12 protein-coding genes are annotated in these 15020 nt (G+C 60.4%); 3 read left to right on the top strand and 9 right to left on the bottom strand.

Annotated elements, in window-relative coordinates:
• Positions 1-99: 99 nt before the first annotated feature.
• From ACTD9P_RS07215 to ACTD9P_RS07205, 3 genes are all read right to left on the bottom strand, one after another.
• Positions 100-687, bottom strand: coding sequence for a nucleotidyltransferase family protein (locus tag ACTD9P_RS07215; protein ID WP_438867172.1), 588 nt, complete (start codon positions 685-687; stop codon positions 100-102).
• On the bottom strand, positions 687-1673 hold the full coding sequence (locus tag ACTD9P_RS07210; RefSeq protein ID WP_438867171.1) for an XdhC family protein: 987 nt from the start codon (positions 1671-1673) through the stop codon (positions 687-689). The genes ACTD9P_RS07215 and ACTD9P_RS07210 overlap by 1 nt, the downstream gene beginning before the upstream one ends.
• A gap of 135 nt (positions 1674-1808) precedes the next feature.
• On the bottom strand, positions 1809-3140 hold the full coding sequence (locus tag ACTD9P_RS07205) for a dicarboxylate/amino acid:cation symporter (protein WP_017138374.1): 1332 nt from the start codon (positions 3138-3140) through the stop codon (positions 1809-1811).
• A gap of 339 nt (positions 3141-3479) precedes the next feature.
• On the opposite strand from ACTD9P_RS07205, the gene ACTD9P_RS07200 reads away from it, so the two are divergent.
• Complete coding sequence (locus tag ACTD9P_RS07200; protein ID WP_438867170.1) at positions 3480-4478, top strand: AraC family transcriptional regulator; 999 nt, start codon at positions 3480-3482, stop codon at positions 4476-4478.
• Between the two features lie 119 nt (positions 4479-4597).
• Here the strand turns inward: ACTD9P_RS07200 and ACTD9P_RS07195 are convergent, their stop codons facing one another.
• From ACTD9P_RS07195 to ACTD9P_RS07185, 3 genes are read right to left on the bottom strand one after another with little or no spacing between them, the layout of a single operon-like run.
• Positions 4598-5944 carry an ATP-binding protein gene (locus ACTD9P_RS07195; RefSeq protein ID WP_058420767.1) on the bottom strand — a complete coding sequence of 449 codons (1347 nt, stop codon included), beginning with the start codon at positions 5942-5944 and terminating at the stop codon, positions 4598-4600.
• On the bottom strand, positions 5941-6618 hold the full coding sequence (locus tag ACTD9P_RS07190; protein WP_017138377.1) for a response regulator: 678 nt from the start codon (positions 6616-6618) through the stop codon (positions 5941-5943). Before ACTD9P_RS07190 ends, ACTD9P_RS07195 begins: the two co-directional genes overlap by 4 nt.
• A gap of 18 nt (positions 6619-6636) precedes the next feature.
• On the bottom strand, positions 6637-6945 hold the full coding sequence (locus ACTD9P_RS07185; protein WP_438867169.1) for a hypothetical protein: 309 nt from the start codon (positions 6943-6945) through the stop codon (positions 6637-6639).
• Positions 6946-7083: 138 nt separating this feature from the next.
• On the opposite strand from ACTD9P_RS07185, the gene ACTD9P_RS07180 reads away from it, so the two are divergent.
• Complete coding sequence (locus tag ACTD9P_RS07180) at positions 7084-7800, top strand: 4'-phosphopantetheinyl transferase family protein (RefSeq protein WP_438867168.1); 717 nt, start codon at positions 7084-7086, stop codon at positions 7798-7800.
• 81 nt (positions 7801-7881) lie between these two features.
• Here the strand turns inward: ACTD9P_RS07180 and ACTD9P_RS07175 are convergent, their stop codons facing one another.
• Together ACTD9P_RS07175 and ACTD9P_RS07170 are read right to left on the bottom strand one after the other, a co-directional pair.
• A complete protein-coding gene (locus ACTD9P_RS07175; protein WP_438867167.1) occupies positions 7882-9492 on the bottom strand; it encodes an ATP-binding protein in 1611 nt (536 codons plus the stop codon).
• Positions 9489-10214: a response regulator gene (locus ACTD9P_RS07170; RefSeq protein WP_438867166.1), complete on the bottom strand. Its 726-nt coding sequence runs from the start codon at positions 10212-10214 to the stop codon at positions 9489-9491. The genes ACTD9P_RS07175 and ACTD9P_RS07170 overlap by 4 nt, the downstream gene beginning before the upstream one ends.
• 718 nt (positions 10215-10932) lie before the next feature.
• Between ACTD9P_RS07170 and ACTD9P_RS07165 the strand changes: the two genes are divergently transcribed.
• Complete coding sequence (locus tag ACTD9P_RS07165; RefSeq protein ID WP_200433157.1) at positions 10933-13827, top strand: ribonucleoside-diphosphate reductase subunit alpha; 2895 nt, start codon at positions 10933-10935, stop codon at positions 13825-13827.
• Between the two features lie 82 nt (positions 13828-13909).
• On the opposite strand, the gene ACTD9P_RS07160 is transcribed toward ACTD9P_RS07165, so the two are convergent.
• On the bottom strand, positions 13910-15010 hold the full coding sequence (locus ACTD9P_RS07160) for a hypothetical protein (RefSeq protein ID WP_438867165.1): 1101 nt from the start codon (positions 15008-15010) through the stop codon (positions 13910-13912).
• Positions 15011-15020 lie beyond the last annotated feature (10 nt).

Genomic DNA, 15020 nt, shown 5'->3' with positions numbered 1-15020 from the left:
AGATCGAATGTGGGAGCGGGCTTGCTCGCGAATGCAGAGTGTCAGCCAATAAATCTGGTGGCTGATGCACCGCTTTCGCGAGCAAGCCCGCTCCCACATTTAGTCCGCGCCGAAACTCAATGCTTGCGGCAGGTCCACATCCCACAGCACACCGGGATCCTCCACTCTCACCTCCCGCACCACCGCCCGGGCAAATAAGGGCTTTGCGCCACGATCACCGCTCAATGCCATCAGTCGCGGCCCAAGCGCCCGGCCAAAAGCCACCGGATGCCCGTATCTACCAGCCTGCACCGGCACACTGATGCCATCGTCCTGGACCGCATCAACCACTCGCTCAATGGACGACGACTGAATAAACGGCATATCCCCCAACACCACCAACCAGCCATCGGCCTCACCACTGGCTGCGACGGCTGCCGCGATGCTGTCGCCCATACCTGGCGAGTCCAGCAACAAGACTTCACAGCCATACGCCTTGGCCAAACGAATAACGGCCAGGCGGTCCGGCGAGGTGACGAGCCAGCGCTTTACGATGCACTCGGGCAAGCTCACCAATACCTGTTCGATCACGGGGCGTGTCACACCATCGATGCCTACGCAATCGGCCAGCAACTTGTCCTGATCAGCACCGGCCTCAGCACGAAAGCGACTGCCCTGCCCGGCTGCCAGCACAATCGCCGTGACCATTACTCAGCCACCACGGGCATTGGTTTCTTCTGCATTGGCGCTACACCATTCTTGATCGCGACAATTTCCGCCATCAGTGACAGGGCAATTTCCGCCGGTGTATGGCTACCGATATGCAGACCGATCGGCCCATGCAAACGCGCAATCGCCTCCGCCGACAAACCCAGCGCCGCCAGGGTTTCCCGGCGTTTCTGCGTATTGACCCGCGAACCGAGGGCGCCAATGTAGAACGCCGATGAGTCGAGCGCCGTCAGCAGCGCCATATCGTCCAATCGAGGATCGTGCGTCAGGCAGACGATTGCCGTGCGCTCATCCGTCTGGATATTCAACACCGCCTCATCCGGCATGCCGGGCACAAAGCGGCCATGTTGTTCTTCCCAGCCGTAGACGAATTCTTCACGCGGGTCGCAGATCAGCACTTCGAAATCCAGCAAGCGCGCCATTTCAGCCACGTAGCGCGACAATTGCCCGGCACCGATCAGCAGCAACCGCCAACGCGGGCCGTAGATAGCCCGCAGGCGTTCACCATCAAAGGTCACGACATCGGTCTTGGCCGCGCTGCTCAGGGTGACCGCGCCACTGCTCAAGTCCAACTCACGCGCGACAATCTGGTGGTCTTCACAACGCGCCAGCAGTTGCGAGACCCAGTCGAAGTCATCCACGCGCTCCTCAGTCAGGCGCAACGTACCGCCGCAAGGCAAGCCAAAACGCGCCGCCTCATCGCGGGTGACGCCGTAGGTCACCAGCTGCACCGGCAGGCCATCCTCCGGCAAACGGCCATCTTGCAGGCGTGCGATCAAGTCATCTTCGATGCAGCCGCCCGACACCGAGCCGATCACCACACCATCGCCGCGCAAGGCCAGCATCGCCCCCGGCGGGCGTGGCGCGCTGCCCCAGGTCTGGACCACGCTGTACAACACCACTCGGTGCCCGGCGCGGCGCCATTCGAGCACGCTGCGCAGGACATTCAGATCCACACTGTCCATCAGGTCTCCTACAGCGGATGAAGTATTTACTTACTGTAAAGCAAGCAAAACCCAAAGCGCCACGTCAGAAACGCAAACGCCCCGAACCAGTCGGGGCGTTTGCAGGCTTTGGGTGTTGTTCACACCCCGGGCAATTTACTTGATAGCAGGCGCAGGGCCTTCAGCCACGCCCAGGTCATCTTCCGGACGGGTATCGGAGATACCGGTGCCGCCGGATGCCAACTCGCTGTGCAGCTTGTCGGTGTCCAGTTCTTTAACCCACTTGGCCACAACGATGGTGGCAACCGCGTTACCCACCAGGTTGGTCAGTGCGCGGGCTTCGGACATGAAGCGGTCGATACCCAGGATCAGCGCCAGGCCGGCAACCGGCAAGTGGCCGACGGCAGACAGGGTGGCAGCCAGTACGATGAAGCCCGAACCGGTCACGCCTGCAGCGCCTTTGGAGGACAGCAGCAGCACCAGCAGCAGGGTGATCTGGTGGGTAATGTCCATATGGGTGTCAGTCGCCTGGGCGATGAACACGGCAGCCATGGTCAGGTAGATCGAAGTACCGTCGAGGTTGAAGGAGTAGCCGGTTGGGATCACCAGGCCTACTACGGATTTCTTCGCGCCCAGACGCTCCATCTTGATCAGCATGCGTGGCAGTGCGGATTCGGAGGAGGAAGTACCCAGTACGATCAACAGCTCTTCACGGATGTAGCGAACCAGCTTCAGCACGCTGAAACCGTGCGCGCGGCAGATGGCGCCCAGCACCACCACCACAAACAGGATGCAGGTGATGTAGAAGCAGATCATCAGCTGACCCAACTGCACCAGCGAACCTACACCGTAGGCACCGATGGTGAACGCCATGGCGCCCAGGGCACCGATTGGCGCGAGCTTCATGATCATGTTGATGATGTTGAACATCACGTGGGCGAAGCGATCGATGAAGTCCAGCACAGGCTTGCCGTATGCACCCAGGCGATGCAGGGCGAAACCGAAGATCACCGAGAACATCAGCACTTGCAGGATGTCGCCGTTGGCGAAGGCACCGACGATGGTGTTGGGGATCACATTGAGGATAAAGCCAACCACGCTCTGGTCTGCACCAGCAGTCACGTAGGCCGCGACTTTGGAGGCGTCCAGGGTCGCTACGTCGATGTGCATGCCGGCGCCCGGTTGCACAACGTTGACGACGATCAGGCCGATCAGCAGGGCGATGGTGGAAACAACTTCGAAGTACAGCAGCGCGTAGCCGCCGGTTTTGCCCACCGATTTCATGCTTTGCATGCCAGCGATGCCGCTGACAACGGTGCAGAAGATGATCGGGGCGATGACCATTTTGATCAGCTTGATAAAGCCGTCACCCAGTGGCTTGAGGGCCACGCCGGTCTGTGGGTAGAAGTGACCGAGCAAAATACCGATAACGATTGCGACGATCACCTGGAAATACAGGGATTTGTAGATTGGCTGACGAGTCGTCATTGCAAAGTTCCTCAATCGCACCGTGTGGCAAAGATCCGCCATTGCCCACGACACTTGAATTGCGAACCCTCCTGCACTGGAGGGATTTGTTGTTTGCGAGGCCTGTAGGAACAAGCCTGCGCTGTAGTCCTTATCGCAAACGCCGTGCCACTTTGCTAAAAAACCCTGAAGGCCTTTAGACATCAGGGCCGAGGACCCACACCACGCCCTCGCCACTGTGGATGAGGTGGCGGAATTCCGCCCACCCATCCAATCGCGTCCTACAATTTGGCGGATATCCGCCTTGTCGCCCCACCTGGGGATGGCTAACATCCGCCACTCCATGGACGAGGCCCTCACATGCGTGAACGTACCATCGCCAGTCACTACGCCCGCGCCGCCCTGGGCGGAGCGCGCCGCGCGGGTTACGACTGTTCGGGCCTGCTGCTGCAAGTGGGCATCACACCGGAACTGCTGAGCGAAGCCCGCGCCCGCATCGCCCCGGAGCAATTTACCCGGTTGTTGCAGATGCTGTGGCTGGCGCTGGACGACGAATACCTGGGGTTCGCCGAAGGCCCGAGCAAGCGCGGCACCTTCGCCATGATGTGCCACGCGCTGATTCACTGCCGCACCCTGGAGAAGGCTCTGGAACGCGGCTTATTATTTTATAGCCTATTCCCGCAGGGTCCGCGCTGGCAGCTGACCAGAGAAGGCGACATGGCCCGCTTGAGCCTGGACGATTCGCAATTGTGGGACCCGGACCACTTTCTCAGTGAGTGCCTGCTGGTGATCTGGCATCGCCTCGGCAGTTGGCTGATCGGCCAGCGCATCCGGCTACAGCAAGCCACGTTCAGCTACCCGATGCCAGCGCATGCGGGCGAATATGATTTGCTGTTCCCCTGCCCTCAGGTATTCGGCGCGCCGAACAGCAGCCTGGTGTTTCCCGCCCGCTACTTGAGCCTGCCGTTGTTGCAGGACGAGCGCACCCTCAAGCACTTTCTCGAGCGCTCACCCGCCGACCTGTTGTCGCGCCCGGATGAAGGCGACAGTTTAAGCAGCCAACTGCGCCGCCTGCTCAGCCGCGACCGCACGCCCTGGCCCGACCTGGAGGCCGTCGCCCAGCACCTGCACATCAGCCCGCAAACCCTGCGCCGGCATTTACGTGAAGAAGGCAGCAGCTTTCAGGCGCTCAAGGATGAGTTGCGGCGGGACATCGCCATTTATCACTTGGGGCGCGCGGATTTGTCGTTGCAGGAGATTGCCGAACAGTTGGGGTTCTCTGAACCGTCCGCGTTTCATCGGGCGTTCAAGAAGTGGACGGGGCTGACGCCGGGGGCTTACCGCGCGCAGGAGAGTTAGATTTGTAGTGTTTGGACTGACGCTTTCGCGAGCAAGCCCGCTCCCACATTTGATTTGTGAATACATTCAAAATGTGGGAGCGGGCTTGCTCGCGAAGAGGCCGGCATGGCCTATAAAGATCAAGCTGCCGGAAAGTGAATCTTGAACGCCGCGCCACCCAAAGGTGAGTCACCCAGGGTCAACCGCGCGCTGTAGCTTTCAATGATGTCCTTGACCACCGCCAGGCCAATGCCCTGCCCCGGATGCTGACGGTCCAGCCGTTCACCCCTTTGCAGAATCCGCGCACGCTGATCGGGCGGCACGCCAGGGCCGTCGTCTTCGATGCACAACTCAGTACCTTCAAGGTTCTCCGTCAGGCTGATGCGCACTTCACTCAGGCACAAGCGATAGGCGTTTTCCAGCAGGTTGCCAAGCATTTCCAGCAAGGCGCCCTTCTCGATCGGCACATCACACTCGGGCGGCAACTCGAAGGTCACGGTCACGCGCTTGTCGCGGTAAACCTTGTCCAGCGTGTCGCACAGGCTTTGCAGTACCGGTTCCAGGCGCACCTGATGACGCACCAGGCCGCTTTTGCGCAGGCTGGCGCGCTGCAACTGGTAGCCGATCTGCTGGCTCATGCGTTCGATCTGTGATTGCAGCACCCAGGCCTGGCCGCGCTCTTCCGGGCGTTGGGCCATGTCTTCACTCACGCCCTGCAACACCGCCAGCGGGGTTTTCAGGCTGTGGGCCAGGTCGTCGAGGGAATCGCGGTAGCGCGCCCGTTGCTCGCGCTCGCTGTGCAGCAAACGGTTCAGCGAGCCGGTCAGGCGCAGCAGTTCGCGGGGGTGTTCTTCGGTAAGGCTTTCGCGAGTGCCGCCTTCGATCTGGTCAAGCTCCTGGCTCAAGCGCCGCAAGGCTTGCAAGCCCCAGGTCAGGCCCAGCCACAACAGCGTCAGCAATACCAGCAAGGCTGCGCCGAAGCCGAGGTAGAGGTTTTCCTGCAGGCCTTCGAGGGTCAGTTGGTATTCACGCACCGGTTGCAGCGCGACGATACTGAACGCCGCGCTCTTGCCGCCCAGCAGCTTGACCTCGACGTCATACACGAAGAACTCCTGGCCATTGGCTTCGCGAATCCGCGCAAATTCATTACCGCGCCCGTCGTAGCGCGGCTTGTAGTTGATGTTTTCTTCCTGGGTCGCCCGCGAGCGCCACACCAGATGGCCTTCACGGTCGTAGATGTAACCGAGCAGGCGACTGTCTGTGAGGTTGAAGCGTTCGTCCGGCAACTGCGCCGGCATCAACAGGCGGTTGTTTTCGACCCGCGCGGCGGAAATCAGCGTGGTGACGTCCGAGGCCAGGCGCTGCTCGATGGAATCCTGCAGCGCCAGGCTGAACGCGCCTTGCATGGCAGGCAACAAGCCCAGCATAAACAGCACGGCCAGGGTGGTGGCCGCGAGCATCAAGCGCACACGTAGCGAGCGAATCAACGGCAGCGCTCATTGAACAGGTAGCCCAGGCCACGCACGGTGTCGATCGGCTTGAACCCGGCCGGGCCTTCCAGCTTGCGGCGCAGACGCCCCACCAACACTTCGATGACGTTCGGATCACGCTCGTCGTCATCGGGGTAGAGCTGCTCCATCAAGCGGTCCTTGGCGACCACCTGCTGATGGTGACGCATCAGGTATTCGAGAATCCGGTACTCGTAGGCCGTCAGCGCCAACGGCTGCTCATCCAGCGAGGCTTGTTTGCGATTGAGATCCAGCAGCAAAGGCCCGGCGACGATGGTCGACTGGGTGAACCCGCTGGAGCGGCGCAGCAAGGCGTTCATCCGCGCCTCCAGCTCTTCGAACTGGAACGGCTTGACCACGTAATCGTCGGCGCCGGCGGCCAGGCCTTCGACCTTGTCCTGCCAGTTGCCGCGCGCGGTGAGGATCAGGATCGGGAATGTCTTGGCCTGGCTGCGCAGTTGGCGGATCAGGTCCAGGCCGCCCATGCCGGGCAGGCCCAGGTCGATAATCGCCAGGTCATGGTTGAATTGGCCGGTCTGGTACAGGGCCTCCTCGGCATTGGCCACGGCTTCGACCACATGGCCGCTGTCGGTCAGGCGGGTGAACAGGTGATGGCGCAGCAGCGCCTCATCTTCCACGACCAGCAATTTCATAAGGCTCTCCAAGGCGATTCAACTGTCCGACAGGGGGATATCATAGCGGCCCTGCAAGTCTTGCGGGCGCAGTTTAATGCCATTGTATTGGCCCGTCAGGTGTTCGTAGCCGGCGCGGTAGGCAGGTTGCGGCGTGGTCATGCCCAAAGACTGGCCCCACGGCGCGGCGTGGCCGCCCACCTCTTCGAAGCTCACACGTTGAACCAGGTTGCTGGATTTCCTGGTTTTCTCGCTGCCGAACGCGGCAAAAGCACCGTCCGAAGCCTGAACCCCAGCAGTGGCGCCGAGCATGCTTAAGGCCAGAATCAGCTTTTTGATCGCAGTCATGGGGCTTACCTCTACGCGTTTTGGCTGTTGAAGCCAGACTACGCAGGCGCCCCTGAACTCCCCCTGAACGGGCTCTGAACCGGGCCTGAACCGTTACGGGCTATCCACCGGCGCGCCAACTGACGCAAAATACCGCGCATGACGCCTCTACCCGCTTGCTGCACTCCGCTCGATGCCCATTGGCCACTGCCCATCCCGCTGCCGGGCACGGTGTTCTTGAGCACGCGATTCGACCCGGCCTTGCTGCTCGCCGATGACTTCCAGCGCAGCGCCGTGCCACCACCGGCCAGCATTCAGCGCTCGGTGGCCAAGCGCCAGGCGGAGTTCCTGGCGGGTCGCCTGTGCGCCCGTGCAGCGCTGCAACAGCTTGACCATCTGGATTGCGTGCCTGCCATCGGCGACGACCGTGCGCCGGTGTGGCCTGGGCATATCAGCGGCTCCATTACTCACAGCACCGGGCACGCGGCGGCGATTGTCGGGCACAAGGCGCAATGGCGCGGTTTGGGGATGGACCTTGAAAATCTGCTGTCACTGGAGCGAGCGGAACGTTTGGCTGGGGAGATTCTCACCGCCGACGAATTGCAGCGCATAGCATTAGTGCCGCGCGAACAGGTTGCCTTGTTGGTGACGCTGACGTTTTCGGTCAAGGAGAGCCTGTTCAAGGCGCTCTACCCGATTGTGCACAAGCGCTTCTACTTTGAGCATGCCGAGGTACTTGAGTGGTCGCAGGCCGGGCATGTGCGGTTGCGGTTGCTGACGGATCTGTCGGCAGAGTGGTGTTATGGCAAGGAGTTGGAGGGGCAGTTTGCGCTGGAGGGGGAGCAGTTGTTGAGCTTGGTGGCTATCGGCGCCTGATCTACCGCCTTCGCGAGCAAGCCCGCTCCCACATTTGGAATGCGTTCCCCTGTGGGAGCGGGCTTGCTCGCGAAAGCGGTGTCAGGATTTATCTTGATCCCTGGGCCAACTCAGACTAAAGCACGCCCCACCCAGGTTGTTGCTCTTGCTGATCAACGCCCGCCCGCCGTGCCAATAGATAATCCGCCGCACAATCGACAAGCCCAGGCCATGCCCGCCTGAAGCTCGCGTGCGACTGTCGTCCAGACGCAAAAATGGCGTGAATATCCGCTCCCAGGCGCTTTCCGGCACGCCCGGCCCGTCATCTTCGACATCAATGCGGCAACGCACCTGGCCCACCTGATAACTGATCAACACCTGGCCCTGGGCATGGCGCATGGCATTGCCCACCAGGTTTTGCAGGGCACGGTGCAGGTAGCGCGGCTCGGCGTCGACCCAGGCGTCATCCCAATGCGCCGATGACAGGCAGATACCCCGGCTGACACTGACCTGCGGGCGCAGTGGCGATAATTCGCCGATCACCTGATCGAGCAAGGCATTGAGGTCGACCCGCTGGAAATTCAGCTCCGGCGCACCTTGCTCCAAGCGGGCGTAGGTGAGCATTTCGTCGACCAGGCCGTCGAGATCCTGGATATCGCTGTCCATGCCTTCCATATATTTACGCCGCGCTTCTGGTGTGGCGGCGTCGCCGATCATCTCCAGGCCGAAACGCAGGCGCGCCACCGGGGTGCGCAATTCGTGGGAGACCGCGCGCACCAGCTCGCGCTGGATCGCCAGCAATTGCTGCAAGTGCTCGGCCATGCCATTGAAGGCGGCGGCCAAACGCCCTACCGAATCGGCGCCACGGGCCGGTACGCGCACTTCCAGGTTGCCTTTGGCAATGCGCGTGGCCGCCGCCTCCAGGCCTTTGAGGCGGCGCTCAAGCTGGCGCACCAATAAATAGACGATCAAACCGATCAGCGTGAGGCTGATCAACGCGATCAGGATCAGCCACTGCGGCGGGTACGGGTTCATTTGATACAAGGGGCCGATTTCCAGCACCCACGGCGTGCCGACCATGCCGGCGAACACGCGGATGGAGTCGCCGCCTTTGCCCAGGGCCATCACCGTATCGCCTTCCGCGACCCGGCGGCGCTGGTCGTCATCCATATCCGCCTGATCCAATGTCATCAGGTGCATCTCAAAACCAAAGCCCTTGGCCTCTTTTATATCCGCCAGGCGTTGCGGCTGCTCGGCCACCGGGAAACGCACCAGTTCGTCAGCCAACAGGTAAATCGTCGCACGCGCCAGTTGCTCGCTGATCTGCTGCACTTCACCGGTGAGCACCAGTTGCGACTGCTCACTGACCAGGCGCAGCACGCGCGCGGCGTGCGGGCCGGTCTGCTCCACCAGCACCTGGCCGCGTTGCAGGCGGTTGCGCTGGGTCAGGTCCAACTGCGCGTCCGCCAACGGGCGCAATTCCAGGGGAATGCCGAGCAAGCGCTCCCACACCGCCAGGGCGCGCTGGCGCTCGATGGGGCTCATGGGTTGCAGGTTGTCGCCCATCAGCGCAAAGGTGCCGTGGGCCAGGCGCTCACGGTACTGGCCACTGCGCACTTCATTGAGCAGGTGCAAGGCCAGCACGCCGAGCAACGCCACCAGGATCAGCGCCGCGCACATGCCGCCGTAGATGCGCAGGAAGATCGAGTTCACAGCGGCAGGTCGGCGGCAGCTTCAGGCACGAACAAGTAGCCTTTGCTGCGGATGGTCTTGATCAGCCGCGGGTGAATCGGGTCGTCGCCGATTTTGGGCCGGATACGCGAGATGCGTACGTCGATGGAGCGGTCCTGGCCGTCGTAGCCAATCCCGCGCAAGGCGATAAAGATTTCTTCGCGGGACAGGATGCGTCCGGCATTCGCCACCAGCAGCCACAGCAGGTCGAACTCGGCACTGGTCAGTTCGATGCTGCCCTCATGCAGCCAGGCTTCGCGCAGAGCGTTGTCCACCACCAGTGGGCCGAATTGCAGACGCCGCTGGTTTTCCACGGCGGTGGGTATTGCCGGCTCGCTGCGCCGCAACAACGCCTGGATACGCGCGAGCAACAAGCGCGGGCGCACGGGTTTGCACACATAGTCGTCGGCGCCCATGTCCAGGCCCTGTACCTGGTCCATGTCGTCGGTGCGGGCGGTGAGCATCAGAATCACGCCGTCATAGCGCTCACGCACTTTGCGGCAGATGCTCAGGCCGTCTTCGCCGGGCAGCATCAGGTCGAGGATCACCAGGTCCGGTTGTTTGGCGATGATGCGCGCCGCCGCCTGGGCGCCGTCGCTTTCCACTGACACCTGCAAGCCGTTGCTCTGCAGGTAGTCACGGGTCAACTCGGCCAATCGCTCGTCGTCCTCGACGATCAATATCTGCCAGGCTTCCTGCTCCATGCGCTACCTCGGTTCTCATTATTGTCATGTGCAGCAAACACACTACTGCCTCTTTTATAGAGGCCGATTGTAGCCATGGGCCAGCCCTCAAACACAAGCCGGGAAATGCATTCGGTGATCGCGTTTTTTTGTGATAGGGTTCGCGCCCTCAAAAATCCAACAGGCGGTTGTTGCCTTGGAATATTCGGTGACAAACGGCGTAATCCAGCAGTACTGCGGCCTACACGGGCGTTCCACGTTTCATACACATTTTACCCACAGCGTTATCCACAGGTAGTGCGTTGCTAAGCCCCCCAAAACGCATTATCTTGTACCTCGGCGCTAAAAAAACCCTACATGTAGGGTTTTAAGCGAAAAACCAAACACAAATCAGACAAGAAACTCAAGCGCTTTCTTGCTCCTGTTTGGTTGAACCAAAGCATTTTTTAAAAGCCCAAACCGCGCACGCGGATGGCAACCGTTCTCCCCGCCCAATTGGCAGAAAACGGTACGGGTGTTGCAGTGCTTGCAGCGAGCAACTGTTACCCAACAGGAATACGGCCAAGGGCTATTTCAAGCCCCGAACCGAAGACTTCGGCATGGAAGCGGCGCGAAAAGCTCCCTTCCTCCTGTCCCGAAGTTGTTATGCCAGGCCCAGGCCTGTTGTAAGTGCTTCAGGACGGAACGGTGGGCACCGTGATGGTGCCCAAATAAATATAGAATGTGGAGACAACCCCCCATGCAAACCGACACAACTCGCGAGAACCCGCAGGGCTCCGTGCCGCAGGCCGCTGATTCGAACCTGGATCTGTCCGCCACCGCACCTGGCCAACTGCGTGTGATCAAGCGTAACGGCACTGTCGTTCCTTACACCGATGACAAAATCACCGTCGCCATCACCAAAGCGTTTCTTGCAGTTGAAGGCGGCACCGCTGCCGCTTCGTCGCGCATTCACGACACCGTTGCCCGCCTGACCGAACAAGTCACCGCGACCTTCAAGCGTCGCATGCCCTCGGGCGGCACCATCCACATCGAAGAAATCCAGGACCAGGTCGAACTGGCCCTGATGCGTGCCGGCGAGCAGAAAGTGGCGCGCGACTACGTGATCTACCGTGACGCCCGTTCCAAGGAACGCGCCGTGCGCTCCCCGGCTGAAGAAGCGGCCGTGCAAGCTCACCCATCGATCCGCATCACCCTGGCCGACGGCAGCTTTGCGCCGCTGGACCTGGGCCGCCTGAACACCATCATCACCGAAGCCTGCGAAGGCCTGGAAGAAGTCGACGGTGACCTGATCCAGCGCGAAACCCTGAAAAACCTGTACGACGGCGTGGCATTGACCGACGTCAACACCGCTCTGGTGATGACCGCCCGTACCCTGGTTGAGCGTGAGCCGAACTACTCGTTCGTGACCGCCCGCCTGCTGATGGACACCCTGCGTGCCGAAGGCCTGGGCTTCCTGGGCGTGGCCGACAGCGCCACCCACCACGAGATGGCTGACCTGTACGCCAAGGCCCTGCCGGCCTACATCGCCAAGGGTATCGAATTCGAATTGCTGAACCCGATCCTGGCCACTTTCGACCTGGAAAAACTCGGCAAGGCGATCAACCACGAGCGCGACCAGCAGTTCACCTACCTGGGCCTGCAAACCCTGTACGACCGTTATTTCATCCATAAGGACGGTGTGCGCTTCGAACTGCCGCAAGTGTTCTTCATGCGCGTGGCCATGGGCCTGGCGATTGAAGAGAAGCACAAAGAAGACCGTGCCATCGAGTTCTACAACCTGTTGTCGTCCTTCGACTACATGTCGTCGACCCCGACCCTGTTCAACGCCGGCACCCTGCGTCCACAGCTGTCGAGCTGCTACCTGACCACCGTGCCGGATGACCTGTCGGGCATCTACCACGCGATCCACGACAACGCCATGCTGTCCAAATTCGCTGGCGGGCTGGGCAACGACTGGACGCCGGTTCGCGCCTTGGGTTCGTACATCAAGGGCACCAACGGCAAATCCCAGGGCGTCGTACCGTTCCTGAAAGTGGTCAACGACACCGCCGTTGCGGTTAACCAGGGTGGCAAGCGCAAAGGCGCTGTGTGTGCCTACCTGGAAACCTGGCACATGGACATTGAAGAGTTCATCGAGCTGCGCAAGAACACCGGTGATGATCGTCGTCGTACCCACGACATGAACACTGCCAACTGGATCCCTGACCTGTTCATGAAGCGTGTCTTCGATGACGGCCAGTGGACCCTGTTCTCGCCATCCGAAGTGCCGGACCTGCACGACCTGACCGGCAAGGCCTTCGAAGAGCGTTACGAGTACTACGAAGCCCTGTCCCAGTACCCAGGCAAGATCAAGCTGTTCAAGACCATCCAGGCCAAAGACCTGTGGCGCAAAATGCTGTCCATGCTGTTTGAAACCGGCCACCCATGGCTGACCTTCAAAGACCCGTGCAACCTGCGCAGCCCGCAGCAGCACGTGGGCGTGGTTCACAGCTCGAACCTGTGCACCGAGATCACCTTGAACACCAACAAGGACGAGATCGCCGTTTGCAACCTGGGCTCGATCAACCTGCCGAACCACATCGTCAACGGCAAGCTGGACACCGCCAAGCTGGAACGCACCGTCAACACCGCCGTACGCATGCTCGATAACGTTATCGACATCAACTACTACTCGGTGCCACAGGCGCAGAACTCCAACTTCAAGCACCGTCCGGTTGGCTTAGGGATCATGGGTTTCCAGGACGCCTTGTACCTGCAGCACATTCCTTACGGTTCGGACGCTGCGGTCGAGTTCGCCGACAAGTCCATGGAAGCGGTCAGCTACTACGCGATCCAGGCTTCCTGCGACCTGGCCGACGAGCGCGGCGCCTACGAGACGTTCCAGGGTTCGCTGTGGTCCAAAGGCATCCTGCCGCTGGATTCGCAACAGATCCTGATCGAGCAGCGTGGCCAGAAGTACATCGACGTTGACCTGAACGAATCCCTGGACTGGGCGCCGGTACGTGCCCGTGTGCAGAAAGGCATTCGTAACTCCAACATCATGGCCATCGCACCGACCGCGACCATCGCCAACATCACTGGCGTGTCGCAGTCGATCGAACCGACCTACCAGAACCTGTATGTGAAATCGAACCTGTCGGGCGAATTCACCGTGATCAACCCGTACCTGGTTCGCGACCTCAAGGCTCGCGGCCTGTGGGACTCGGTCATGATCAACGACCTGAAGTACTACGACGGTTCCGTACAGCAGATCGAGCGCATCCCGCAAGAACTCAAAGAGCTCTACGCGACTGCCTTCGAAGTGGACACCAAGTGGATCGTTGACGCCGCCAGCCGCCGTCAGAAGTGGATCGACCAGGCGCAGTCGCTGAACCTGTACATCGCCGGCGCATCGGGCAAGAAGCTCGACGTGACCTACCGCATGGCCTGGTACCGTGGCCTGAAAACCACTTACTACCTCCGTGCCCTGGCTGCGACCAGCACCGAGAAGTCGACCATCAACACCGGTAAGCTCAACGCTGTTTCCAGCGGCAACCACGGTGATGATTCGGTGCTGGCAGCTCCCGCCGGCCCGGCGCCAGTGCCAAAGGCTTGCGCGATTGACGAGCCGGATTGCGAAGCTTGCCAATAAGCTGAGTGAGTCCTGGGCTTGAACGCCCAGGATGTAAAAAACCGATAAACCTGGATGCATTTGGGTTTATCGGTTTTTTTTGCTACGTGAATGCGTAGGCGTTACCGTCCTGGGGCCTGCCACCGCGCCCACCCCACAATTCTATGCGCCCGCCAATCACCGCCATTGAATGGCCGCCATAATCCACAACACCCAGCCTGCCGCTTGCCAGCTCGGAACTCGAAGACTGCCTGTAGAGACCTTTCAGCCCAAGCCGGTCCAGCGCTTCCCAGCCCATTTCGCCATTGTTCAAACTTTGCATCGCATGAGCGAAACTCTGTTTTGCAGTATTGGGGTTGTCATCATGGCCATTGCCTTCTATTTGAGCCCGCTTGGCGCTCGCGGCATACATGAAATTTGCGTCGGTAAGCATGCCCGGATTATCGCCCTTGAACTGCGCGTAAGCGGCTGCATGCCTTAACTCGCCCTTGGTTAAATCAAGCTCGAAACCGTCTCGCATTTTCACGTGGTAACCCTCTGGCGTCTCACTCACCTCCTTGAAGACGTCGGTAGGTTTTTGACCAAACTTCATCATTGCACCCTTTATCGCCGACACGGTGACACAATTGCCGTCAGGGCCCTGGCTGAAGCCACTCCAGATATTGTCCGGCTTTTTACCTGGGTTGCTTGCATCCGGCTGGTAGTTAAAATGCCTGGAGCCCTCGGTAATCGGCAGATTACTCATGGGTTCGCTACCGCCGAAATCCTTCGGATTTACCCTGGCACCACCACCACCACCACCACCACCACCACCACCACCACCACCTGGTGACGGTCGAGGAGCTGGAGCAGGCGCTGGAGACGGCTCATCCGCAAATAAATCCGGAAACAGCCTCTTCAACAATGCGAGCAAATCGGTAGACGCGTCCTTCTTCAGTTGCTCAAGGATCTCCTTGAACTTCTCGTCCCCCAGCGCTTTGCGCTTTTCGTTGAGTTTGTCCCGCAAGTCCTGGGCAGTTTGGTTTTTGTGGCCCTTTTCGGCCTCATCCAGCTCTTTGAGCATCTGGGCGACGGTTGTTTTATCGGCTTCTACGTCATCTTTTTTTTGCTCTGAAAGGCTTACGCCCCACAGGTTCTGCCCCCCACCACCCACGTCATAACGCACACCTCCAGCCCCATGGCCAGACACCGACGAACTCCACATACCCAGCCCC

The sequence above is a fragment of the Pseudomonas onubensis genome (genome assembly GCF_965653655.1).
Classification (GTDB): Bacteria; Pseudomonadota; Gammaproteobacteria; order Pseudomonadales; family Pseudomonadaceae; genus Aquipseudomonas.
This window is presented reverse-complemented; position numbering and strand designations above follow the sequence as displayed.